Raw genomic sequence first — 21,969 nt, 5'->3', positions numbered from 1 at the left:
CCTAAGGGCTTACCGTCTTGAGGCGCAGAAATCGCCCGGTCATCAAGCCTGGGCGAGTAGCCAGAGAGCTCCTAAGTCACAGAACATCTCAGACACACCCTCAAAATATCTTAAATAAGATACATGCTCCGAACATTTGGAGACGCATCCAGAATCGTGATATTTATCTCAATAATAGACGAGTCCGCATGGTTCATGTTTAAAATGCCCATTATTCGATAAACCAAAAAATAAGCGATTAGTCGTTATGCGGACTTTCAAGCCGCTTTGGCACGAGGGGCTGATTCTCACGCCACAGCATTTTCAGCAACAGGAACAATGGCTTAATGCGGCAAACCGGCAATTTGCGTCGCTCGCCATCGCCGAGCCTTGGGGAATCATCGATGTTCGACTCGACGAAGACACGCTCACCGCGAACCGGCTCACGCTCACGCGCCTGAAATTGCGCTTCCCGGATGGAACGCTCGTCGATACGTCGGTGGCCGATGTGCTGCCCCGTCCCCGCGATCTTTCGCGCGACATCGCTGCCGACGTGCAAAGCGTGACCGTGCTCGCGGCGCTGCCGCTGCTGAACGCCGACGGCAGCAACTGCCGCTTCGGCGACGAAACGCTTTCGCGTCCGCGTCGCTATTTTCGCGAGTTCGTGGAAGTGCCCGACCTGAACGGAACCGGCGTCGAGGAGTTGTCGGTCGAACGTCAGGCCGTGCATCTGCTATTCGATTTCGAGCCGCATGCGGACGATGTCGTGTGCCCGATCGCACGGCTCGTGCGCGGTGCGCGCGGCCAGTTCGAGCTGGACCGCGCGTTCGTGCCGCCGTGCCTCACGCTCGTCGCGCATGAACGCCATCGGAAACGCGTCGCGCGTCTTTCGGACATCCTGCTCGCAAAGAGCACGGCCCTCGCCGCGCGACGCAGCGAACGCATCGACCAGATCGCGGAGTTCGGTGTCGCCGATGTTTCGCTCTTCTGGCTGCTGCACTGCATGCATACACATTGGCCGCGGCTGTCGTTTCTCGGCACGCATCCGAACCAGCCGCCAGAGCGCCTGTACGACGTGCTGGCGACGTTGACCGGCGCGCTGATGACCTTCTCCACGGGCACGGCGCTCACCGCCATCCCGCCGTATGAACACACGAAGCAGGATGAGATATTCACGACGCTCGAAGCGCTGATCCGCGACCTGCTCGATGCGATCATTCCGTCGCGCGTCATTCCGATTGGCCTGACGCACAAGAGCGCGACGTCCTGGACCGGTCAGTTCAAGGACGACCGTCTGCTCGAAGGCGCCGACTATTACCTGTCGGTGAATGCCGCGTTGCCCGCGTTCCAGCTCATCGAGCAGATTCCGAAGCTCTGCAAGATCGGCTCGCCCGACGATATCGAACACATCGTCAACTCGGCGCTTGCCGGCATCCCTTTGAAAGCGGTGCAACGGGTGCCGGCCGCGATTCCGGTGCGCCTCGAAAACCAGTACTTCGCCCTCGATGCCAGCGATCCCGCACACGCGCGCATGCTCGCCGCACGCGCCTGCCAGCTCTATCTGCCGGCTTCCGTGCCGGAGGCATCGCTCGAGCTCTACGCGGTGCTGACGTCATGAGCGAAGCATCCACGATGCGCGCCCTGCTGCGCGACACCGCGCTGCAGGTATCGCTGCTTGCGCAAGGAGCTACGACCGATTCGGTGCCGAACCTGCGCACACGCTGTCTGCATCTGGTTCACGAATTCGATGCATCGCTCGAAGCCCGCCACGTTCCGCGCGACGTGAAGGAAGACGCGGTCCATGCGCAATGCGGGCTACTCGACGAGATGGCGATGAAGCACCTTTCACTCGACGGACGCTCGCAATGGGATGCTTATCCGCTGCAGGTCGAACGCTCGGGAAATCACAACGCCGGCGAAGAGATTTATGAACGACTCGCGGTGCGCATGCGCGAAACGCCGTCGAACATTGAACTGCTCGAATGCTATGCCGCGATACTGGGCCTCGGTTTTCGTGGACGCTACGCGCGTGACGATAACGAGCACGAACGCGCTGCGTTGATGAAGGCACTCAATGCACAGATCGCCAAAGCGCGGCCGGCTGCGCAACCGAACTTCATCATCGATACCGGCGGCGGCAATCGCTTCGGCTCGCTGCGGCACGTTTCGCCGTGGGCCATTGCAGGGCTTGCGTGCGTCGTGGCGGCTCTCGTCTGGTTCGCCTGTGGGCATGCACTCGATGCCCAAGTCTCGCGCCTGCTCGCCGCCAGAACGAAATGAACACCCACGCTTACCCGTTCCGCGCGCTGGTCGTATTTGCCGCGCTACTCGCGGTGCCTGTCGTGCTCGCGGTCCTGCCATTGAGCCGTGGCATCGCGTGGAGTGTCACGTTCGCGATAGTCGTAACCGCTGCGGCCCTGATCGCGTGGCACACGATGCGCGTGCGGCGCGCGTTGGAACAGAACGCCGCGACGTTGTCAGCGCTCGGCACATCGCGGGCGGTCAGCGATCTGCCGGATGAACTGCGCTCTCGCATGCCGCTCGTCATGGTGCTCGGCGATGCGCTCGCACATCTCTTCGCGAACGGACGAAACGTCCATGTCGGCGCGAGCTCGATCTGGATGCGCGTGGACAAGCCGCGCCACCTGCCCGATCTCGCGCTCGCAGCGAGAGCGTGGCGCGGCGATCGTCCGCTCGATGGCGTCGTGCTGACGCTCGCGCCCGATGTCCACACGCACGACTCGCTCACGCAGATGCTGCGCGTGCATCGGCAGGCGCTCAGCGATACGACGCGCTTGCTCGGTACGCGCGTGCCGGGCTATCTGGCGGTGTATCAGCGGCTCACGCAAGAGAACGGCCCGACTCCGCATTGGTACGGCCTGTCCGCCGAAGCGCCGCTAACAGCGGTCAGCCAGTTCGACGCCGTCATCCACGCAGCCGAAGCTGAGCGGCATGAACCACGCGCTGCGGGTCTTGCGTCGCTGATCGACTGGACCTGGCGGTACGTCAACGGCGTGCTGCAGGACCCTCGCCAGCCCGCCGCACCGTGGCTATTGCACGGCGCGGCCTGGATCGACTGCGGCGCCGCGAGCCAGCCCGCTTCGCCATGGCTAGCGCATTTGCGATCGCTCACGCATCTCGTCCTGCCACCGCTCACCGGATCGGAGACACCGTGGTCCTTGCCTGAGCCGCTGATCGAGGCATGTCCAGAACGCGCGTGGGTTCCGCCGCGTCTGCGCGCATTCGCCCACGCGATCGCGATACTCGCCTGCGCCGTGGCGCTCGCGTGCTGGGGCGCAGGGAAGAACAATCGGGCGCTCATCGATCAGATCGGTGTGAACCTCACGCGTTATGCAAGCACGCCTGCCAGCAACGACGCCGCGCGTCGCGAAGCATTTTCCGCGCTCATCGCTGATCGAGACCGGCTCGATCGACACGAGCGCACAGGCGTACCACTGCGCCTGAGCTTCGGGATGTATCGCGGCGCGGCGCTGTTGCCTGTGCTCAACCAGACAATTGCGTCGTACGAACCGAGGCCTTCGATCATCACGCTCGACAGCATGTCGCTCTTCGACAGCGGTCCCGCGCAACTCAATCCCGGCTCGACGCGCGCGCTGGTCAGCGCGCTGGAAATGATCAACGCACAGCGCGGCGAACGAATCCTCATCGCCGGCCACACTGACGACATCGGCGATGCCGCAAGCAACCAACTCCTGTCGATCGCACGCGCGAGCGCCGTGCGCGACTGGCTGATGGCAGCGTCCGCGACGCCCGCATCGGCGTTCGCGATTCAGGGCTACGGCGACACGCGCCCCATCGCCGACAACCGCTCGCCTGAAGGCCGCGCGCGCAACCGGCGCGTCGAGATCACGCTGGTTCCGGATGTTCCGTGAACCCGAATCCTCCCCGAAGCAAGGCGCTTCGGGACTTTTGCTGCAACCCACCAAGGAGAAATAGAAATGGCTATTCCGGCATACATGTGGATCAAGGACGATGGCGGCGCCGACATCAAGGGCTCGGTCACGGTCAATGGACGCGAAGGCAGTGTCGAAATCGTCGAGTTCAATCACGGCGTCAACATTCCGACCGACAACAACACGGGCAAGCTGACCGGCACGCGCGTGCATGCGCCGATCACCTTCACGAAGGAAACCGACGCCTCCACGCCGTATCTCTACAAGGCCGTCACGAGCGGGCAGACGCTGAAGTCGATTGAGATCAAGTGGTACAAGATCGACGATGCGGGCAAGGAGGAGGAGTACTTCAACACGAAGCTCGACAACGTGAAGGTCGTCGCAGTGAAGCCGAAGATGCTCGACATCAAGAACCCGTCGTTCGAGAAGCACAACCATCTCGAAGACATCGAACTGCGCTACGAGAAGATTACGTGGTCATACAAGGACGGCAACATCATCCACACCGATAGCTGGAACGAGCGCTCGTAACAGCCTTCTTATCGTCGGTCCGCCGCGCGCGGACCGACGCCATCCTTGCCCTTTTCGCCATGACCCAACGCGACTTTTCCCCGTACCTGCGCCGTCTCAACGATCATTGCGCCCGCGCGCTCGCCGCTGCGGCCAGCCTGTGCGAAACGCGCGCGCACCGCGATCTCGATGTCGAGCACTGGCTGATCAAGTTGCTCGAACTGGGCGATGGCGATCTCGTCGCGATCCTGCGACGCTATGAGCTCGACGTCGACTCAATCTGGAACGGTTTGCTTGCCGCCATCGATCGGTTACCGCACGAATTGCGCGGCAAACCGGGGCTATCGCAACGGCTTGGAGTGTGGCTCGAGGCGGCGTGGGTGCGCGCGTCGCTCGAAGGCGACTCGCCATCGATCCGTTCCGCTCATCTACTCGCGGCGCTCGCCGACGCACCTCATCTCTTGCGCGCGCCCGATGCGTGGCCTTTGCTCTCCGTGTCCGCGACCCAGATCGAACGGCTGCGCGGCGAGCTCGATCGGGTGTCGGTTGAAGCGTCTTTTGCTGCGTCAGCGGAGCCGCAACCCGAATCCGAAGCGCTACGACGCTTCACCATCGACATCACGCAAAAGGCACGCGATGGCAAGATCGATCCCGTGTTCGGCCGCGACGTCGAGATTCGTCAGATGGTCGATATACTCGCGCGGCGCCGCAAGAACAACCCGATCCTCGTCGGCGAGCCGGGCGTCGGCAAGACGGCGCTGGTCGAAGGTCTTGCGCTCAAGATTGCAGAAGGCGACGTGCCCGCCGTGATCCGCAACGTCAGCGTGCTCACGCTCGATCTCGGTTTGTTGCAGGCGGGCGCGGGCGTCAAGGGCGAATTCGAGCAGCGCTTGAAGAACGTGATAGAAGCCGTCCAGCACTCCACGACGCCGATCCTGCTCTTCATCGACGAAGCGCACACGCTGATCGGCGCGGGCAATACAGCGGGCGGCGCGGACGCCGCGAACCTGCTCAAACCCGCCCTCGCGCGCGGCGAGTTGCGCACGATAGCCGCGACGACGTGGTCCGAGTACAAACAGTATTTCGAACGCGATGCCGCGCTCGAACGGCGCTTTCAGATGGTCAAAGTCGACGAACCCGACGACGCGCGCGCCTGCCTCATGCTGCGCGGCTTGAAAGAGCGCTATGCGCAGCACCACGGCGTGCATATAACGGATGCGGCGGTCGGCGCGGCGGTGCGTCTGTCACGCCGCTATTTGACGGGGCGCCAGTTGCCCGACAAGGCCGTCGACCTGCTCGATACCGCGGCCGCACGCGTGAAGATGAGCATGGAAGCGACGCCGGTCGCGATGTCGACCCTCATGGCGGAGCGCGCGGCGCTGGAAGTCGAACGCACGGCGCTCGTGCGCGATCAAGGCGCGACATCGGCGGACGTGAGCGAGCGATTGACCGCGATCGATGCGAGGCTTGCGGCGCTCGCGATCGAACTCGAACGGCTTGAATGCGCGGTCGGCGAGCAGAAGGCCGCAGTTAAAACACTCATCGAACGCCGCGAAGAATGGCTCGCGGCTACCGATGAATCCGCGCGACGCGATCTACAGAAATCGATCGCGCGGGCGCACGCGGCCATTGCGCAACACGGCGCGGACGCTCTGATCCACGCGGAGGTCGATGAAGCGGCGATCGCCCGCGTCATCGCCGACTGGACCGGTATCCCGGCCGGCAGCCTTCTGTCCGATGAACTCGCTACGCTGCTCGACCTGGAGTCGCAACTCGGACGCGTCGTGGTCGGCCAGGACGATGCGCTTGCAACGCTCGGCAAGAGCCTGCGCGCCGCGAAGGCGGGGCTCACGCCGGAGGAAGCGCCGCTCGGCGTGTTTCTGCTCGTGGGGCCGTCGGGAGTCGGCAAGACTGAAACCGCCCGTACCCTTGCCGATCTCATGTTCGGCGGCGAGCGTTCACTCGTCACGATCAATCTGTCGGAGTATCAGGAAGCGCATACGGTATCGCAACTGAAGGGCTCACCGCCGGGCTATGTGGGTTATGGGCAAGGCGGCGTGCTGACCGAAGCCGTGCGTCAACGGCCGTACTCCGTCATCCTGCTCGATGAAGTCGAGAAGGCGCACCGCGATGTGCTGAACCTGTTCTATCAAGTGTTCGATCGCGGATTCATGCGAGACGGCGAAGGCCGTGTGATCGATTTTCGCAATACCGTGATCCTGATGACGTCCAATCTCGGCAGCGAGGAGATCATGGCAGCGAGCGCGCCCGGGGGCGTGCCGACCACTGCCATGCTGATGGAATTGCTCCGTCCGTTGCTCGTCGATCACTTTCAGCCGGCGCTGCTCGCGCGGTTTCAGACGGTGGTCTATCGCCCCTTGTCGACTCATGCGATGGCATCGATCTTGCGGATGAAACTCGATAAAGTGGCAAGACGCATCGAGCGGCGCTTCAACGTACCGTTCGTCTGCGATGACGCATTGATCTGCGAACTCGTGCGCGCCTGTCAGTTGCCCGACACGGGAGCGCGCAATATCGACAGTCTGCTCGACCAGCAGATCCTGCCGGTACTCGCGCGCGAGTTGCTCGCACGCGCCGCCACTCAGCATGAATGCACAGGCGTGCGCCTCTCGTTCTCCGATGACGAAGGCATCGCGGTAGAGTTCGAGGAAGCAGGCAGCACTGCATGACGATCGGGCCATCGCTCTACGACATGCTGCTCGGCCACATCGACGGAGAACCACTCGAAGGCCACGACAACGACACGCTGGAAATCCTGAGCGTATTGGAGAATTTGCAGCGCATCCTGAACACGCGCGCCGGTACGCTCAAGCATCTGCCGGACTATGGCCTGCCCGATCTGAGCACGATCTACCGGAACCTGCCGGCGTCCGCGCATCAACTCAAGGCGCAGATGGAGGCGACGTTACTTGTCTACGAGCCGCGCATCCGTTCGATCGACCTCGAAGTGCTGCCGACGGAGAGCGGCATGCTCGTGAGCTATGAAATGACGTGCCATCTGAGGAAGCATGGACTCGTGCGCTTCGGCACACACTACGAACCTCAAGGACGCACGCGGCTGGAATGGCGCCGACGCGCCGATGCCGATTAAAGATCAAGCACAAGCACCTTGCTTCGCGCACGCGATACACGTGCCGTCCACGTCGAAGACCATGCCGTGATAGCAGCACTTGATGCCGCGTTCCTGCATCGCGCCATATTTCAGCGACGCGCCGCGATGCACGCAATGCGCGTGCAGCACGCCGATGCGTCCGCTGCCATCGCGAAACGCCACCAGCTTCTCGCCGAGGATCTTCAGAAAGCGCGGCGTGTCCGTCAGTTCGATCGACATGCACACGGGATGCCAGAACGCGCGCATGTACGCCCATCGGCGTGTTTGGGCCGGTTTCGGTGAGTTTGGGGCGTGGCCGGCAACGCTGCCGATGATCAGGCTCACCGCCAACCCGAGCACCCGTTAACCGTCGATCCCGTGCCAGTCTGGATCAGTCCGATCACATACGGACTGACGACCCCGGAAACGCTGCCGATCGAGTTCGCCAGCGCGCGTCCCGCGACGGCCGCAGCGCCGCTCAGGATCGCGGGCGGTAGCACCCGGAACTGCGAGATCGGCGTCGAATCGGCGAACGCGACGCTCGCGCACAATCCCGCCGCTCTGACCACGCCCGGCAAGGCCAGATGCCAGCGACGCTCGCCGCGTGCGTCCGAACTCTGGCTGACGAGCAGCATCGACACAGCCGCCGCCGCATACGGAATCGCGGAAAGCAGGCCGATGTCCAGCGGATCGGCCACGCCGCTCGCCTTCACGAGTGTCGGCAGCCAGAAGCTCACGCCGTACGGCCCATCGTGAAGAAGAAGTAGATCAGGCTCAGCAGCAGCACCTTCGGATGCATGAGGCCGTCCTTCACCGAATGCAGCGCGTGGGCGGGCTGCTCTTCCCTCAGGTTGGCTTCGAGCATCGCCTTCTGCGAACCGGTGAGCCATTTCGCATCGGCGACCTTGTCGTCGAGATAGAAGAACGCGATGAGCCCGACGATCGCCGTCGGAATACCTTCCAGCAGAAAGAGCCACTGCCAGCCGGCGATGCCGTGCGACCCGTTCATGTGATTCGGACTTGCGTTGCCACCGCGCGCGCGGCCGTCGTTCGATCGCGGCGCGCTCGCGATATCAGCAGCGGTAGACGGCATGGGCGTCGCGCTCGAAACTACGCGGCTCGCCGAGCGCGGGCTGTCGCTTGGAGAACTGGTCGAGCTCGGTGCGGAAGTTTTCGAGCCGCTCGCCCGGGAGATGCATTTTTTGTCGTATCGCGTAAACGAACGCAACACGGAGAAGGTGAAGTGCTTCTGCGACTGGCTGTGCGCGAAGGTGGGGCTCGATGCAGAGCGGGTGTATGAATAACGTCGCCGCGTCGGGCTGTGTTAAAAACTGCTCGACGAAGGGCGACATTGCGTCGCCCCTGCTTGCCTGGCTGCGCGTGAGCCTAGCGCTGGCGACGATACGCTTCGGCCATGATTTCACTGACCTCGGCGCGCACTTGCAGTGCTTCCAGCACCGATGCGCGGATTCTCGGAATCCAGCCCGTGACGACAGGAGTCAGGACAGTAGCCCAGATGACTATGGCAAAAAGCGATTTCATGGCGTGATACCTCTAAATATGTTTCTTCGGCAACAGATGTGCTGATGCGGGCGCAAAAAGGGCGCCATCGCGCTCGCTCTGGAACGCTCACAGATGTATATAAGTATAAACCCTAATCAAAACACGCGTAATTCGCTCCGCCGGGATCAGTCCAAAGGCGATCAGCAGCAGACATTAGCGCGCGACGTCATCGCAGCGAACGATTGGACGCAGGACAAGGGGCTTCAGAGATGCGCCGACGCTCGAAGCCGGAGTTCGTGCGTCGAAGAGAGGGAAGTGCTGCACGAGTTCGAAGAGGCGCGACTCACGTACCGTCGCTGAACTCGTCATTCGATCATTTCGGCGGCTCCGATGTCTCCGACGACTCCGCCGGCCTGCGCACCCGTGCCGCCGAAAGAATGATTAGCGCGATCGCCACGCTGAGAATCGCGGTCGCCTCGCGCCCCAAGCCCGCCGCCATCCCGACGGCCGCGCTGACCCAAAGACTCGCCGCCGTCGTGAGCCCTCGCACTTCGCGCTCGGCGCTCAGCTTGATGATCGCACCGGCGCCGAGAAAGCCGATCCCGGACACGAGTCCCTGAATCACGCGGCTCATGTTCTCCTGCGAGAAGCCCGACTGGAGCGGCACAAGCACGAAGAGCGCCGCGCCGACCGACACCAGCATGTGCGTCCTCAAGCCCGCGTCCCGGCCCGCCATTTCGCGCTCGAAACCGAGCACACCGCCGAGCACGAGCGCGAGACCCAGCCGGAGGACGACTTGCGTCACGTCCTCCGTGTCGTTCAGATCCGAAAACTCGCGCTGCACCGTTGACCACACTTGATGCAGCCATGCGCTCACGAGCCTCTCCTTTTCGATGACGACGGATGGCAGGAACGATAGCATCGGTTGCGTGCGCTGCGTTCGTGTGTCTTCCCATACCAGGATCACGATACTTTTCAGCGACCTGCTAGTCTCCGCGCCGCCCGTTCTTTGCCACCGGCGAGGCGCCAGGCGCAATTCCTCACACCAAGCATTCGGACGGTCTATAACGTAAAGGCAGACCGCTTTCTTGCCGCACCGAACGACTCACGAAGTCGAATCGGCTTTTACCGATTTCGCACGCCTCTCTGCCCTGTCCGGCGACCGCCGCGCAGATGTCCCACGTACGAGGTTCGCACCGTGCCATGCCCTGCGCGTGCCGGATGCGAACCCCTTTATATAACCCGTCATATCGACATCATGAACCGTCTTTGGCGGTCCGCACTCGCGTGTATCCAAGGAGCTAACATGAAATCAGCACAGATTTTGGCGACAGCCGCGCTCGGCTTGTTCGCCTTGACGGGGACGGCGTACGCCCAAGGCCAGCCCGGCGCCGCCGATCCCACCAACGCCGCAGCAACGAGCCAGTCGACCCCGGACACGTCGTACGGAGCGGTACCGGACACCCAGAAACAAATGGGACGATACCAGTCACGGCCATGCCGTTCGGACCCGCAGTGCAACGTCTTCTTCGGCCGATAAGGCTGTAACGCGTCTGCTCAAACCGGCTCGGCCTTCTGCGCGGCCCGCTGCGGAATCAGCGCCACGCTGACGACGATGAACGCAAGCAGGATCAGCGAAGCGTACAGCCGGCTGACATGCAGGCCGCCCTGCGCGACGGGCTTGTCGAGAAAATCGCCGAGCGTCGCGCCAAGCGGCCGCGTCAGGATGAAAGCGGCCCAGAAGAGCGCCGTGCGCGATATCGCCGTGCGGAAATAGAGCACGGCGACCACCACCAGACACGCCCCGAAGATCAGCGCACCATATGCGTAGCCAAGCCCGAGCCCGCCGCGATCGTCGCCGGCCAGCCAGTCGCCGAGCGCCGTGCCGAGCGTCTGCGAAAGAAGGATCGTGATCCAGTAGAACCATTCGGCCTTGGGCGTCGTGATGCTTTGAACGGAGACGTCGCCTTCGGTCCGGTACCAGATCGCAAGGCTCGCGACGAGGAGCACCAGAATGATCGCGACGCCGCCGGGATAGCCGACACCGAGCGATCGATCGGCGAAATCAGCCATCGTCGTGCCGAGCGTCGTCGTGGCGACGATGGTTGCCCAATAGAGGAACGGGCGGAACTGATCGGCCTTGATCTGCCCAGAGACGAGCACGATGAAGAACAACGTGAAGATTGCCGAGCCGATCAGATAGCCGAGGTTCAACGACATCGTCACCCAGTCGCCGCCCGTCTCGCCGAGCGTCGTGGCGGCGATCTTGATGACCCAAAAGCCCAGGGTAATCTGGGGGACTTTGCTTAGGGCATATTCGGTTGCGGTATGTGCGTCTTTGGTCATGTCGAATTCCTGTGAGTGGCGATCGGTGGTCAATCACGCTTACGGCGTTCAAAAAAGCGAGTGCCACGGAGCATAGCGAGCCGAAGCTTATGAGCGGCTTAAGCACGTAGTGGCTTTGTAAGGCGCTGCGCCTTTTGACGAATCGCCCGAGAACGCCCCCTCTTGCGAACTTTTTGCTGCAACGCACCCTCGGGTTTGCCCGGTTGCCGCCGACGAACGGGAAGCCTAGCCTTCGTAATGATCCGGTAAGCAGATAATGTCTGATCGACCGGTATCGCGATGGCCGCCCGCGTGAGGGCGCTGACGACGACCGAAGTGACTGTTTGGGGGCTCAAATGGCAGCGCACAAACCGCTTTACAGATCACTTTATTTTCAGGTGATCGTCGCGATCATCGCCGGCGTTCTGCTCGGATTTTTTGCGCCGCACACCGCAGAAATGATGAAACCGCTCGGCGACGCCTTCATCAAGCTCATCAAGATGATCATCGCTCCGATCATCTTCTGCACGGTCGTGGTCGGCATTGCCGGCATGGAGGACATGAAGAAGGTCGGCAAGACCGGCGGGCTTGCGCTGCTCTATTTTGAAATCGTCAGCGGCATCGCGCTCGTGGTGGGGCTCGTGATCGTCAACCTGGTGCAGCCGGGCGCCGGCATGAACGTCGATCCTTCGACGCTCGACGCCAAGGCGGTCGCCACCGTCACCAGCGGTCGCAAGATGGAGAGCACGACCGAGTTCCTGATGAACATCATCCCCTCGACCGTCGTCGACGCGTTCGCCAAGGGCGAGATACTTCAGGTTCTGCTATTCGCGCTGATGTTCGGCTTCGCGTTGCACAAGTTCGGCGGCCGGGGCACGCTCGTCTTCGACTTCGTCGAGAAGATCTCGCATGTGTTCTTCGGCATCGTCGGTATCATCATGAAAGTGGCGCCGATCGGCGCGTTCGGCGCGATGGCCTTCACTATCGGCAAGTACGGCATCGGCAGCATGCTCTCGCTCGGCAAGCTGATGCTGACGTTCTATGCCACCTGCCTGCTGTTCATCTTCGTCGTGCTCGGGCTGATAGCGCGGTTTCACGGCTTCAGCGTGCTCAAGCTGATCAAGTATCTCAAGGAAGAACTGTTCATCGTGCTGGGCACGTCGTCATCGGAGGCGGCTTTGCCTCGCGTGATGGTCAAGCTCGAGAATCTCGGCGCGAAAAAATCGGTGGTCGGGCTCGTGATTCCTACGGGCTATTCGTTCAACCTCGACGGCACGTCGATCTACCTGACGCTCGCGGCCATCTTCATCGCGCAGGCGACCAACACACCACTCGACCTCACGCATCAGCTCACACTGCTGGCCGTGTTGCTGTTGACGTCCAAAGGCGCCGCCGGTGTGACGGGCAGCGGGTTCATCGTGCTTGCGGCAACGCTCGCCGCGGTCGGACACGTACCCGTCGCAGGACTCGCGCTGATTCTCGGCATCGACCGGTTCATGTCCGAGGCGCGCGCGCTGACGAATTTCATCGGCAATGCGGTGGCGACGCTCGTGGTCGCCAAGTGGACTCACGAACTCGACGAAGACAGGATGCGCAGAGTCCTCGACAACGAAACGCCCGAAGAAGCCGACGAGCCCGAAAAAGTGTTCGACCGCACCGACGAGGTGATGCCCGTCGCGGCATCGGGACCGCGATCGGATCACGTCTGATCTTTCGCCAGCAAGCCGCGTTTGCGCAACATCGATTCGGCGCGCGGATCACGGCCGCGAAACGCGCGATACGCGGCGCGTTGCTCGCGGCTGTCGCCCGCGCTGTACACGTGGCGTTGCAGTCTGTCCGCGAGCGCGGGATCGAACGCGTTGCCGGCTTCTTCGAATGCATCGAATGCATCGGCTTCGAGCACTTCCGCCCACATGTACACGTAGTATCCGGCCGCATAGTAGCTGCCGCTGAAGATGTGCCCGAAGTGCGGCAAGCGATGACGCATGCCCACTTCGCGCGGCACGCCGATACGCTCGCGCTCCTCGGCTTCGAACCGCGCGATATCGATACCATCAGCGTCTTTCTGCGAATGGAGCGCCATGTCGATCAGCGCCGACGATGTGTACGCGACCGTATCGAACCCCTGATTGAAAGTCTGCGCGGCCCTGATGCGCTCGATCAGCACGCCGGGAATCGGCTCGCCAGTCGTTACATGCAGTGCGTGCTTCGCGAGCACTTCCGGCACGGTGGCCCAGTGCTCCATCAATTGCGACGGCAGCTCGACATAATCGCGCGGCACGTTCGTGCCCGAAAGCCGCCCATACGTGACGTCGGATAGCAAGCCGTGCAGGCCGTGGCCGAATTCATGAAACAGCGTGCGCACGTCGTCGAAACCGAGCAGCGTCGGGCCGTTTTCGACGCGTGAGAAGTTGGTGTTGTTCACGACGATCGGCTCGACGTTGCCGCCGCCGGCATCGCGCTTTTGCCTGCGATAGACGCTCATCCACGCGCCGCCTTGCTTGTTCGGCCTCGCGTAGTTGTCGCCGATGAAAACGCCCACGCGCTCCCCTCCCCGGCGCACTTCCCACAGGCGCACGTCCGGGTGATACAGCGGCACGCCCCGCTGCTCGACGAACTCCAGACCGAACAGCCGGCTCGCGCAATCGAACATCGCGTTCTGCATCGCATCGAGGCTGAAGTACGGCTTCACTTGCGAATCGTCGAGGGCGAAGCGATCCGCGCGTACTTTTTCCGCCAGGTAATACCAGTCCCACGGCTCGATGTCGGTCGGCTCGCCGAGTGCGGAGGCGTGCGCGGCGAGCGCTTTCAATTCCTCTTCGACGCTCGCCTTCGCCGGTTCCCACACCTGTGCAAGCAATTCATGAACCGCGGCGGCACTTCCCGCCATGCGATCGGCCAGGGCGTAGTCGGCGTAGTGGTCGTAGCCGAGCAGGCGCGCCTGTTGTTGCCGCAGCGCCAGGATTTCGCGCGCGAGCGGACGGTTGTCGCGCGCCGCTGTTTCCCCGCGACTCGTCCACGCGCGCCACGCCGCTTCGCGCAGATCGCGACGCGACGACCACGTGAGGAACGGCTGCACCAGCGAACGCGCGAGCGTGATGACGTAGCCATCCACGCGGCGTTCCTGCGCGGCGCCACGTGCGGCCTGGCGCAGGAATTCGGGCAGACCGGCGAGGTCGGCTTCGGATGAAAGCCGCAACTGGTAGGCGGCTTCGTCGGCAAGGACGTTCTGCGCAAACTGCGTCTGAAGATCGGCGAGCCGCGTCGCGATGGCCGCAAAGCGCTCACGATCGGCGCCTTGCAGCGTGGCGCCCGCGCGCACGAAATCGGTATGCAGGCGTTGCAGCAGACGCTGCTGCTCTTCGCTCAAATCGAGTGTGGCGGCTTGCCGGTGGATCGTATCGAGCCTTGCGAAGAAACCGGCGTGCAGCGTGACCCTGCTGTCGTGCGCGGCGAGCAGCGGCGCCATTTCGCGCTCGACCGCTTGCAACGCAGGCGGCGCTTCCGACGAGCACAGGTTCTCGAACGTCAACCGCACGCGATCAAGCGTTGCGCCTGCTGCGTCGAACGCGGCGACGGTGTTATCGAACGTGGGCGCGGCAGGGTTGTCGGCGAGTGCATCGATTTCATTCAGATGCTGCTTGAAAACCTCGGCGAAAGCAGGAGCGAAGTGCTCCGCACGAATCTCGTCGAAGGGCGGCAACGCTTGCCAGTCGCGCAGCAGCGGATTGCTATGGCCTGTCATGTCGGTGTGCCTCTCACTTGCGCGATGCATCGATATGCGGTGCAAGCAGCGACAGATCAGCAGGGCTGAGTCTGTCGCTCGCGGTCTGCATCTGATGCCAGTACGGATAGAGCAGCGGCGGCGCGCTCACGTTGTCGAGCCGCGTGCGCTGATCGGCGGTCAACTTCAAATCGGCCGCGCCGAGGTTGTCGCGCAGTTGCGCCTCGTTGCGCCCGCCGACGACCACCGAAGCCACCGCCGGCCGTCCGAGCGTCCACGCGAGCGCGACCTGAGCAGCCGACACGTTCTGCTCGCCCGCGATCTCGACGAGCGTATCGACGATCGACCACAGTCGCTCTGCATCGCGGATCGGCGGCTCGGTCCAGCCGGCGAGCTGGCGCGTGCCTTCGGGCGTCGTGTCGCGCCGGTGCTTGCCCGACAGCAGCCCGCCCGCGAGCGGACTCCACACGAGAATGCCCAGGCCCTGGTCGAGTGCGATCGGCGCAAGCTCGTATTCGGCTTCGCGCGCTTCGAGCGTGTAGTGGATCTGCTGGCTCACGAAGCGCGGCAGTCGATCGCGCTCGCTGACGTGCAGCGCTTTCATCAGATGCCAGCCCGAGTAGTTCGAACAGCCCACATAGCGAATCTTGCCCTGCCGCGTGAGCAGGTCGAGCGCTTCGAGCGTTTCTTCGAGCGGCGTGATGCCGTCCCACTCATGCACTTGATAGAGATCGATGACATCCGTCTTGAGCCGCTTGAGGCTCGCCTCGCAAGCGCGCACCAGATGATGACGGGAGAGGCCACGATCGTTCGGGCCGTCGCCCATGGGGAAGCGCGCCTTCGACGCGATCAGCACGCCGCCACGGCGCTTGCCGTCAAGCGCCTCGCCGACGATCTCCTCCGACGCGCCGTTCGAATAGACGTCGGCGGTATCGATCAGGTTGACGCCCGCGTCGATGCACATGTCGATCTGGCGGCGCGCGTCGTCGAGGCCCACGTCGCCGACGTAAGCGAACTTGCCCTTGCCGCCCATGGTCATCGTGCCGAGCGTGACGGTGGAGACCTTGAGGCCCGAGCGGCCGAGTTGTCGATATTCCATGATGGAGAAGCGTCCCGTGTGAGTGACTGAGATTCGAAGACCGTCGCCGGTCCCCGCCGATGCATCCAAGCCGACAGATTACGCGCTTGTTCGCATCGAAGCAGAATCGCATCTGGGGAGGAGGACGATGCAGCGATTTCGATGTAGAGTTGCGTGCGCTGTTTCCTTACATGACGATGCGAACCATGAGCCTCGACGGCCAAAAACAGATGCAGGGCAGCAGCCTGCGGGAAGACTGGTCCCTTTCAGCAATCACCGCCGGCCTGTTGGCCGTGCTCATCTCCTATGCGGGACCGCTCGCGATCCTGTTCGAAGCAGGGAGATCGGCTCACGCCAGCAACGCGATGGTTGCCTCGTGGGTATGGGGAATCTCGATCGGATCGGCTATCTGCGGCATCGCGCTGAGCTGGTTGCTCAAGCAGCCGATCATCACCGCGTGGTCCGCGCCCGGCACGGCACTGCTGGTTACGCTGTTTCCCGCGCTGCCGCTCAACGAAGCGATCGGCGCATATATCACCGCCGGGCTGATTATTCTCTCGCTTGGCGCATCGGGCTACTTCGACCTCGTCATCAAAAAGATTCCGCCGGGCATCGCATCAGGGATGATGGCGGGCATCCTGTTCCAATTCACGACCGGCGTGTTCAAGGCAGTCTCCGTCGATCCCGCGCTCGCGCTAGGCATGGTGGCCGCCTACGTGATCTTCCGGCGGCTGCTTCCGCGTTATGCGCTCATCGTCGTGCTGGTGCTTGGCAGCATCTTTGCCGTCGTGCACGGAACGGCACATTTCGAGTCGGTGAGTCTCAAGATTACGCGGCCTGAATTCATCATTCCGCACTGGACCTTGCAATCGACTGTCAGTCTCGCGTTGCCTCTGGTGCTCGTCAGCCTGACTGGTCAATTCCTTCCGGGGCTGGCTATTCTAAGAGTATCCGGCTATCAGACGCCCGCGCGTCCCGTCCTGATGATTACGGGCGCGGTATCGATGGTCGTCGCTCTGTTCGGCGGGATTACCGTTGTCATCGCCGCCATTACCGCGGCGCTCTGCACTGGCGCTGATGCACACCGCGATCCGAATAAACGCTACATCGCAGGCATCGCGAATGGCTTCTTTTACCTGCTCGGCGGCATCTTTGCGGGGACAGTCGTTTTGCTTTTTGCTGCGCTTCCCAAAGGCTTCGTTGCGGTGCTCGCCGGGCTCGCACTGCTCGGCGCGACGCTATCGAACCTGATCGCGCTCGTGCAGGATGAACAGCACCGGGAAGCGTCGTTCATTACTTTTGTCGCCACGGCATCGGGCATGAGCTTTCTTGGGCTCGGGTCCGCGTTCTGGGGCATCGTGATTGGATCGTTGGCCCATCTCGTCCTGGGAGCGGCGGATAGACGGAAGCGAGTATAGGCGTCCGTCCAAGCGCGCCGCGCGCGCAGCGCTAGAACGGATAGATCATCGGTTTGTCGGTAAGGCTGACCCACTGTGTCTGCGTGAACTCGTGGTAGTTCGCCGGTCCTCCGAACCTGCCACCGTTTCCGGAAGCGCCCATCCCTCCGAATGGCACATGGAACTCGTTGTTCACGGTTTGATCGTTGATGTGGATCATGCCGGCCTTGATCCGCGAAGCCATCGACAACGCACGCGACATCGATCGGGAATGGATCGCGGCGGCCAGACCATAGGGCGATCCATTCACCAGAGCGACGGCTTCATCCTCGGTATCGAACACCGTGATGGGAGCGACCGGCCCGAACAACTCCTCACGAAACGCGGGCGTGTCGGGCTTCACGTCAGACAGTACGGTCGGTGAATAGAAAAGCCCGGTGAACGTCCCGCCCGCTTGAAGTTTGGCACCAGCAGACACCGTTTCCCGGACGATGCTGTCGATCCTGTCTCTTTGCTTTTCGTTGATGAGCGGCCCGAGATGTACCTGTCCAGTCCGCGGATTACCAACGCTCAATTGGCTTGCACGCGTAGCCAGTTTGTCGACGTACTCCTCGTAAATCGAACGGTGGACGAGATGGCGTCCCGTCTGCATGCAGATCTGCCCTTGATGCAGAAACGATCCCCACGCACCGCTGGAACTCGCCGCATCGACATCCGCATCGTCGAGCACGACTAGCGCGTTGTTGCCGCCGAGTTCGAGTGCCACCTTCTTCAACATCTCGCCGCAGACGGCACCAATCGAACGTCCGACCGCTGTCGAGCCGGTGAACGAAATCATGCCGACGTCCGGATGCCGCACGAGCGCATCGCCGGTCTGCGGGCCGCCGGGAATCACATGCAGCACGCCGGATGGCAGCCCTGAATCTTCGAACACGCTCGCCATGAGCAAGCCCCCCGCCAAGCCGCTTTGCGGGTCCGGCTTCAGCACGACGGCGTTGCCGACCGCGAGCGCGGGCGCCACCGATCGCATCGCAAGCATGATCGGAAAATTCCAGGGCGAGATGACTCCCACCACGCCGATCGGCACCTGCCGCGAGAGATTCATCCGGCCAGGTACGACCGACGGATAGAGCGCGCCGTCCGGCTGCATCGGCATTGCCGCGGCCATCAGGAACTGCTCGTATGTCGCATGCAATTCCCACTCGGCTTTAGCGTATGTCGATCCGCACTCGCGTACGTTCCATTCATTGATCTCGGCAGCGCGCTCCTTGAGCAACCGCGCCGCCTCGCGCAGGATTTCCGCGCGCTGGTCGAACGGCATCGCGGACCACGCAGGCTGCGCAACCATTGCCGATTGCACGGCGCGATCGATATCAGCCGGCGATCCCGCGCCGATAAGTCCCAACGTCTCGCCCGTCGCGGGTTCGATGACGGGGGTAGTCCCGCCAGCCGGCACCACCCATCCGTCCGAAAACACCTTGCCTTGCCATTGATCGTTTCGTTTGGCCGTATTCATCATGTCATCCTGTCTGTTGATGTGAGCGGTCGCGTATCACTTCGCAATGGCAACCGAGGCTTTCGAGTGTTCTACGGACTTGCCGTCGCGCGACGAAGTCAGCGTCACGGCGATCGCCGCGATCACTCCGGGTACGGCGAAGATCATGAAATTGACCGTGACCGGCAAGCCCGCGCTCACGAGAAACCCGCCCAATGCCGGCCCGGCTACGGCACCAAACCGCCCTGCGGCCGCTGCCCAACCCACGCCAGTGGACCGGATGTGCGGCGGATAGAACTGCGCCGCGAACGCATGGACGATGCAAAGCGTTCCGATCGTCGTCGCGCCGGCGAGCAGCAACAGAATATTCAAGACGATCGCGTTCTGACGGAAACCCAGAAGCCCGATGGAGACCGCCGCGACGGCGAAGAAGAGAATAAGCGTCGGCTTGCCACCGAACTTGTCGGCGAGCAGTCCGCTCACCAATCCGCCGAGAATCGCGCCCGCGTTCAACGTGATCAGAAAGCTAAGGCTCGAGCCGATCGAGTAGCCGTTTGCGATCATCAGCTTGGGCAGCCACGTGTTCAAGCCGTACACCATCAGCATGCACATGCCGAAAGAAAGCCAGATGAGCAGCGTGTTGAGTGCGCGCCTCTCAGTGAACAACTGGGGTGCTCGTGCGCGGTTGCCACCGGTCATTTCGGCACGCATTGCGATTGCCAGCGACTCTGGCGTCCCTTTGAAGTCGGGTGCAAGCTTGCGCAGTACTTTGCGCGCGTCGTCGAGGCGATTGTTCAACACGAGAAACGAGAGCGACTCCGGCAACCAGCGATACAGGATCGGAAACGCGAGGAGCGGAAGTCCGGCGACGTAAAAGTTGGCTCGCCACCCGAAGTGCGGCGTGATGACCTTGCCGGTGAGCGCAGCGATCACGCCGCCCACCGAGAAGCAACTGAGCATCACCGTCACCATCACGTTGCGTTTCCTCTTCGGCGACATCTCCGTCATCAGCGCGACGATGTTCGGAACCATGCCGCCGAGACCGACGCCGGTGAAGAAGCGGCACAACACGAATTCAGTCGAGGTGGTGCAAAAGCCGTTGACCAACGCGGAGACACTGAACAAGACGAGGCAAGTGAGAATGACGATGCGCCGGCCGAATTTGTCGGAGAGACTTCCAAGCGTCAGTGCGCCGATCATCATCCCGAACAGCGCGGCGCTACCGATCAGCCCTGCGGTAACAGCAGGAAGGTGCCAGTCGGCCATCAGGTCCGGAAGGACCGAACCGTAGATCACGAGGTCGTAGCCGTCGAAGACCATCAACAGCGAGCACCAGAACATGATAACCAGATGAAACGAATTGACGCGAGCGCCATCGAGGGCGTCGCCAGAGCTGCTTGGGTTCATGCTTGTCTCCATCGTATTTAAAGAATTGACGCCTCTCTTAAGGAGGCTGCGTGATGAGTAACGGCAGGATGTCGTTGCGGCCAGCCTGCTTCTCAGACAATGAATCGTTCGACTTCCTTCTCGCGCCATACGATGCCGGCGCCGGGCCGGTCACCGAAAAGAGCCTTGCCATCCTCGAACGTCAGCGACGGCTCGCAGATCGGTCCGGCGATATCCATCCGTTCCAGCCAATGTGCAGTCGGAGTGACGGCCAGCAGATGCGCGCTGAATTCCTGGAAGATATGACTCGACATGGGAACGCCATGTTGCTCGGCTATCGCGGAAGCACGCAGCCAGCCGGTCACGCCGCCGATCTTCATGAGATCGGGCATGCAGAAGTCGCATGCGCTCGCTGAAAGCGCCTTGCTCATCTCATCGGGGCCGAACCAGTTTTCTCCCATCTGAATCGGCGTTTTCAAAGCGCTTCGCACTTTCGCGTGACCGGTGTAGTCGTGTTGCAAGGTCGGCTCTTCGATCCAGGCGACGCCTTCATCATCCAGCGCACGCCCGCGACGAATCGCTTCCGGAACCGTGAGTCCCTGGTTGTAATCGACCATGATCTGAACGCCGTCACCGACGACGTCTCGAATGCTCCGTAACACGTTCACGTCCTGATCCAGGCTCGAATAACCGATCTTCGTCTTGATGGCTTTGAAGCCTGCACGAACGGCTTGCTCTGCTCGCTTTCGACCGAGATCGACGTCGTCCATGCTATGGCTGTCGTAGGCGGGCAGCGAGATCGTTTCTCCGCCGAGGAAGCGCGCGAGGGGCAGCTCATGTGCCCTTGCGAGCGCATCCCACGCGGCCATGTCGATGCCGGCGCATGCCATGCGCACGAGCCCTGTGTTGCCGAGCAGGCGAAAGCGGGACTCGAGCGTTTGTGCCAGCTGAATCGGGGCAAGCGGACGATCAACCACGATGCTCGCCAGGCCATCGATCATCTGCTGAACCGCCTTGAGCGCGAGCGGCGTGTATGTGAAAACATAGGCGCTGCCGGTCACGCCTGCATCGGTATGCAGGTCGATCAAAACGAGCGGCGACGTAGCCACGACACCCACCGCCGTGCGTATCGGATACTCCAGCGGCACGTTTACCGCGCGCGTACGAATCCCCTTGATGCGAATCTCCGGCATCTTTCTCTCCCTTCTTAAACGAGTGCGTAGTCGTTGGCGTGGATCGCCGGACGTTCGGATTGCAGGAACTCGGCCGACAACTGCCCAACCGTCGGACAGCCGATTTGCGCCAAGGTACGATCGATCTCATCCTTCAGTATCGCGAGCACGCCGTCGACGCCGCTTTCGCCACGCGCCGCCAGCCCATAAAGCGTCGCGCGGCCGAGCAGCACCGCGGATGCCCCGAGCGCGATCGCCTTGACGACGTCGGAACCACGACGGATACCGCTATCGAGGGGCGTTGTTGCATATATCCGGGCGCGGCGCGGCGGCCTGACGTTTACGCGCAACGGTCGGGGGCGGTGCCCCTGTTA

General features: G+C 62.4%; 18 protein-coding genes and 3 pseudogenes. 10 read left to right on the top strand and 11 right to left on the bottom strand.

Annotated features, from left to right (window positions below; genetic code table 11):
- The first annotated feature begins 247 nt into the window (after positions 1 to 247).
- From tssK to tssE, 6 genes are all read left to right on the top strand, one after another.
- On the top strand, positions 248 to 1,597 hold the full coding sequence (gene tssK, locus AWB67_RS24350) for a type VI secretion system baseplate subunit TssK (protein ID WP_087658783.1): 1,350 nt from the start codon (positions 248 to 250) through the stop codon (positions 1,595 to 1,597).
- The gene (locus tag AWB67_RS24345) at positions 1,594 to 2,259 is read left to right on the top strand and encodes a DotU family type IV/VI secretion system protein (protein ID WP_235025290.1); all 666 of its coding nucleotides are present in this window, start codon (positions 1,594 to 1,596) and stop codon (positions 2,257 to 2,259) included. Before tssK ends, AWB67_RS24345 begins: the two co-directional genes overlap by 4 nt.
- Positions 2,256 to 3,872, top strand: coding sequence for an OmpA family protein (locus AWB67_RS24340; RefSeq protein ID WP_087658782.1), 1,617 nt, complete (start codon positions 2,256 to 2,258; stop codon positions 3,870 to 3,872). Before AWB67_RS24345 ends, AWB67_RS24340 begins: the two co-directional genes overlap by 4 nt.
- Before the next feature lie 66 nt (positions 3,873 to 3,938).
- Positions 3,939 to 4,424, top strand: coding sequence for an Hcp family type VI secretion system effector (locus AWB67_RS24335; RefSeq protein ID WP_087658781.1), 486 nt, complete (start codon positions 3,939 to 3,941; stop codon positions 4,422 to 4,424).
- 59 nt (positions 4,425 to 4,483) lie between these two features.
- The gene (gene tssH / locus AWB67_RS24330) at positions 4,484 to 7,093 is read left to right on the top strand and encodes a type VI secretion system ATPase TssH (RefSeq protein WP_087658780.1); all 2,610 of its coding nucleotides are present in this window, start codon (positions 4,484 to 4,486) and stop codon (positions 7,091 to 7,093) included.
- Complete coding sequence (gene tssE, locus AWB67_RS24325; protein ID WP_087658779.1) at positions 7,090 to 7,515, top strand: type VI secretion system baseplate subunit TssE; 426 nt, start codon at positions 7,090 to 7,092, stop codon at positions 7,513 to 7,515. Before tssH ends, tssE begins: the two co-directional genes overlap by 4 nt.
- A 33-nt stretch (positions 7,516 to 7,548) precedes the next feature.
- Here the strand turns inward: tssE and AWB67_RS24320 are convergent.
- Positions 7,549 to 7,825: pseudogene (locus AWB67_RS24320) on the bottom strand (Rieske 2Fe-2S domain-containing protein); the annotation flags it as partial.
- Between the two features lie 11 nt (positions 7,826 to 7,836).
- Positions 7,837 to 8,524 (bottom strand): annotated as a pseudogene (locus AWB67_RS43395) (MFS transporter); the annotation flags it as partial.
- A gap of 16 nt (positions 8,525 to 8,540) precedes the next feature.
- Between AWB67_RS43395 and AWB67_RS24310 the strand changes: the two are divergent.
- Positions 8,541 to 8,819, top strand: coding sequence for a type 2 periplasmic-binding domain-containing protein (locus AWB67_RS24310; RefSeq protein WP_327366412.1), 279 nt, complete (start codon positions 8,541 to 8,543; stop codon positions 8,817 to 8,819).
- An 82-nt stretch (positions 8,820 to 8,901) separates the two neighbouring features.
- Here the strand turns inward: AWB67_RS24310 and AWB67_RS40880 are convergent, their stop codons facing one another.
- A complete protein-coding gene (locus AWB67_RS40880) occupies positions 8,902 to 9,057 on the bottom strand; it encodes a hypothetical protein (RefSeq protein WP_159964917.1) in 156 nt (51 codons plus the stop codon).
- Positions 9,058 to 9,391: 334 nt separating this feature from the next.
- The gene (locus tag AWB67_RS24300) at positions 9,392 to 9,940 is read right to left on the bottom strand and encodes an MgtC/SapB family protein (protein WP_200822298.1); all 549 of its coding nucleotides are present in this window, start codon (positions 9,938 to 9,940) and stop codon (positions 9,392 to 9,394) included.
- 384 nt (positions 9,941 to 10,324) lie between these two features.
- Here AWB67_RS24300 and AWB67_RS24295 point away from each other — a divergent pair, with 384 nt between their 5' ends.
- Complete coding sequence (locus AWB67_RS24295; protein WP_087658777.1) at positions 10,325 to 10,558, top strand: hypothetical protein; 234 nt, start codon at positions 10,325 to 10,327, stop codon at positions 10,556 to 10,558.
- 17 nt (positions 10,559 to 10,575) lie between these two features.
- Here AWB67_RS24295 and AWB67_RS24290 read toward each other — a convergent pair whose 3' ends face one another.
- Complete coding sequence (locus tag AWB67_RS24290) at positions 10,576 to 11,364, bottom strand: COG4705 family protein (RefSeq protein WP_087658776.1); 789 nt, start codon at positions 11,362 to 11,364, stop codon at positions 10,576 to 10,578.
- A gap of 335 nt (positions 11,365 to 11,699) precedes the next feature.
- Between AWB67_RS24290 and AWB67_RS24285 the strand changes: the two genes are divergently transcribed.
- A complete protein-coding gene (locus AWB67_RS24285; RefSeq protein WP_087658775.1) occupies positions 11,700 to 13,052 on the top strand; it encodes a dicarboxylate/amino acid:cation symporter in 1,353 nt (450 codons plus the stop codon).
- Here the strand turns inward: AWB67_RS24285 and AWB67_RS24280 are convergent.
- Positions 13,043 to 15,088, bottom strand: coding sequence for a M3 family metallopeptidase (locus AWB67_RS24280; protein ID WP_087658774.1), 2,046 nt, complete (start codon positions 15,086 to 15,088; stop codon positions 13,043 to 13,045). The genes AWB67_RS24285 and AWB67_RS24280 overlap by 10 nt on opposite strands.
- A 13-nt stretch (positions 15,089 to 15,101) precedes the next feature.
- Complete coding sequence (locus AWB67_RS24275) at positions 15,102 to 16,166, bottom strand: aldo/keto reductase (RefSeq protein ID WP_087658773.1); 1,065 nt, start codon at positions 16,164 to 16,166, stop codon at positions 15,102 to 15,104.
- Positions 16,167 to 16,351: 185 nt separating this feature from the next.
- On the opposite strand from AWB67_RS24275, the gene AWB67_RS24270 reads away from it, so the two are divergent.
- Positions 16,352 to 17,563, top strand: coding sequence for a benzoate/H(+) symporter BenE family transporter (locus AWB67_RS24270; RefSeq protein ID WP_235025287.1), 1,212 nt, complete (start codon positions 16,352 to 16,354; stop codon positions 17,561 to 17,563).
- Between the two features lie 31 nt (positions 17,564 to 17,594).
- Here the strand turns inward: AWB67_RS24270 and AWB67_RS24265 are convergent, their stop codons facing one another.
- From AWB67_RS24265 to AWB67_RS24250, 4 genes and pseudogenes are all read right to left on the bottom strand, one after another.
- Positions 17,595 to 19,061 carry a benzaldehyde dehydrogenase gene (locus AWB67_RS24265; protein WP_087658772.1) on the bottom strand — a complete coding sequence of 489 codons (1,467 nt, stop codon included), beginning with the start codon at positions 19,059 to 19,061 and terminating at the stop codon, positions 17,595 to 17,597.
- Positions 19,062 to 19,094: 33 nt separating this feature from the next.
- Positions 19,095 to 20,444 carry an MFS transporter gene (locus tag AWB67_RS24260; protein ID WP_235025286.1) on the bottom strand — a complete coding sequence of 450 codons (1,350 nt, stop codon included), beginning with the start codon at positions 20,442 to 20,444 and terminating at the stop codon, positions 19,095 to 19,097.
- Positions 20,445 to 20,536: 92 nt separating this feature from the next.
- Positions 20,537 to 21,616, bottom strand: coding sequence for an enolase C-terminal domain-like protein (locus AWB67_RS24255; RefSeq protein ID WP_087658770.1), 1,080 nt, complete (start codon positions 21,614 to 21,616; stop codon positions 20,537 to 20,539).
- Between the two features lie 14 nt (positions 21,617 to 21,630).
- Positions 21,631 to 21,894 (bottom strand): annotated as a pseudogene (locus AWB67_RS24250) (alpha-hydroxy-acid oxidizing protein); the annotation flags it as partial.
- Between the last annotated feature and the right edge of the window lie 75 nt (positions 21,895 to 21,969).

Origin of the sequence: Caballeronia terrestris, from assembly GCF_001544515.1 — a bacterium.
In the GTDB taxonomy this organism is placed as follows: Bacteria; Pseudomonadota; Gammaproteobacteria; order Burkholderiales; family Burkholderiaceae; genus Caballeronia; species Caballeronia terrestris.
This window is presented reverse-complemented; position numbering and strand designations above follow the sequence as displayed.

What these genes read in the sequence shown, in the direction of transcription:
- AWB67_RS24280 (WP_087658774.1), bottom strand. Translation starts at nt 15,088, where the DNA reads ATGACAGGCCATAGCAATCCGCTGCTGCGCGACTGGCAAGCGTTGCCG.
- AWB67_RS24300 (WP_200822298.1), bottom strand. Translation starts at nt 9,940, where the DNA reads ATGCTATCGTTCCTGCCATCCGTCGTCATCGAAAAGGAGAGGCTCGTG.
- AWB67_RS24255 (WP_087658770.1), bottom strand. Translation starts at nt 21,616, where the DNA reads ATGCCGGAGATTCGCATCAAGGGGATTCGTACGCGCGCGGTAAACGTG.
- AWB67_RS24285 (WP_087658775.1), top strand. Translation starts at nt 11,700, where the DNA reads ATGGCAGCGCACAAACCGCTTTACAGATCACTTTATTTTCAGGTGATC.
- AWB67_RS24345 (WP_235025290.1), top strand. Translation starts at nt 1,594, where the DNA reads ATGAGCGAAGCATCCACGATGCGCGCCCTGCTGCGCGACACCGCGCTG.
- AWB67_RS24275 (WP_087658773.1), bottom strand. Translation starts at nt 16,166, where the DNA reads ATGGAATATCGACAACTCGGCCGCTCGGGCCTCAAGGTCTCCACCGTC.
- AWB67_RS24290 (WP_087658776.1), bottom strand. Translation starts at nt 11,364, where the DNA reads ATGACCAAAGACGCACATACCGCAACCGAATATGCCCTAAGCAAAGTC.
- AWB67_RS24260 (WP_235025286.1), bottom strand. Translation starts at nt 20,444, where the DNA reads ATGAACCCAAGCAGCTCTGGCGACGCCCTCGATGGCGCTCGCGTCAAT.
- AWB67_RS24335 (WP_087658781.1), top strand. Translation starts at nt 3,939, where the DNA reads ATGGCTATTCCGGCATACATGTGGATCAAGGACGATGGCGGCGCCGAC.
- AWB67_RS40880 (WP_159964917.1), bottom strand. Translation starts at nt 9,057, where the DNA reads ATGAAATCGCTTTTTGCCATAGTCATCTGGGCTACTGTCCTGACTCCT.
- AWB67_RS24270 (WP_235025287.1), top strand. Translation starts at nt 16,352, where the DNA reads ATGAGCCTCGACGGCCAAAAACAGATGCAGGGCAGCAGCCTGCGGGAA.
- tssH (WP_087658780.1), top strand. Translation starts at nt 4,484, where the DNA reads ATGACCCAACGCGACTTTTCCCCGTACCTGCGCCGTCTCAACGATCAT.
- AWB67_RS24265 (WP_087658772.1), bottom strand. Translation starts at nt 19,061, where the DNA reads ATGATGAATACGGCCAAACGAAACGATCAATGGCAAGGCAAGGTGTTT.
- tssE (WP_087658779.1), top strand. Translation starts at nt 7,090, where the DNA reads ATGACGATCGGGCCATCGCTCTACGACATGCTGCTCGGCCACATCGAC.
- AWB67_RS24295 (WP_087658777.1), top strand. Translation starts at nt 10,325, where the DNA reads ATGAAATCAGCACAGATTTTGGCGACAGCCGCGCTCGGCTTGTTCGCC.
- AWB67_RS24340 (WP_087658782.1), top strand. Translation starts at nt 2,256, where the DNA reads ATGAACACCCACGCTTACCCGTTCCGCGCGCTGGTCGTATTTGCCGCG.
- tssK (WP_087658783.1), top strand. Translation starts at nt 248, where the DNA reads ATGCGGACTTTCAAGCCGCTTTGGCACGAGGGGCTGATTCTCACGCCA.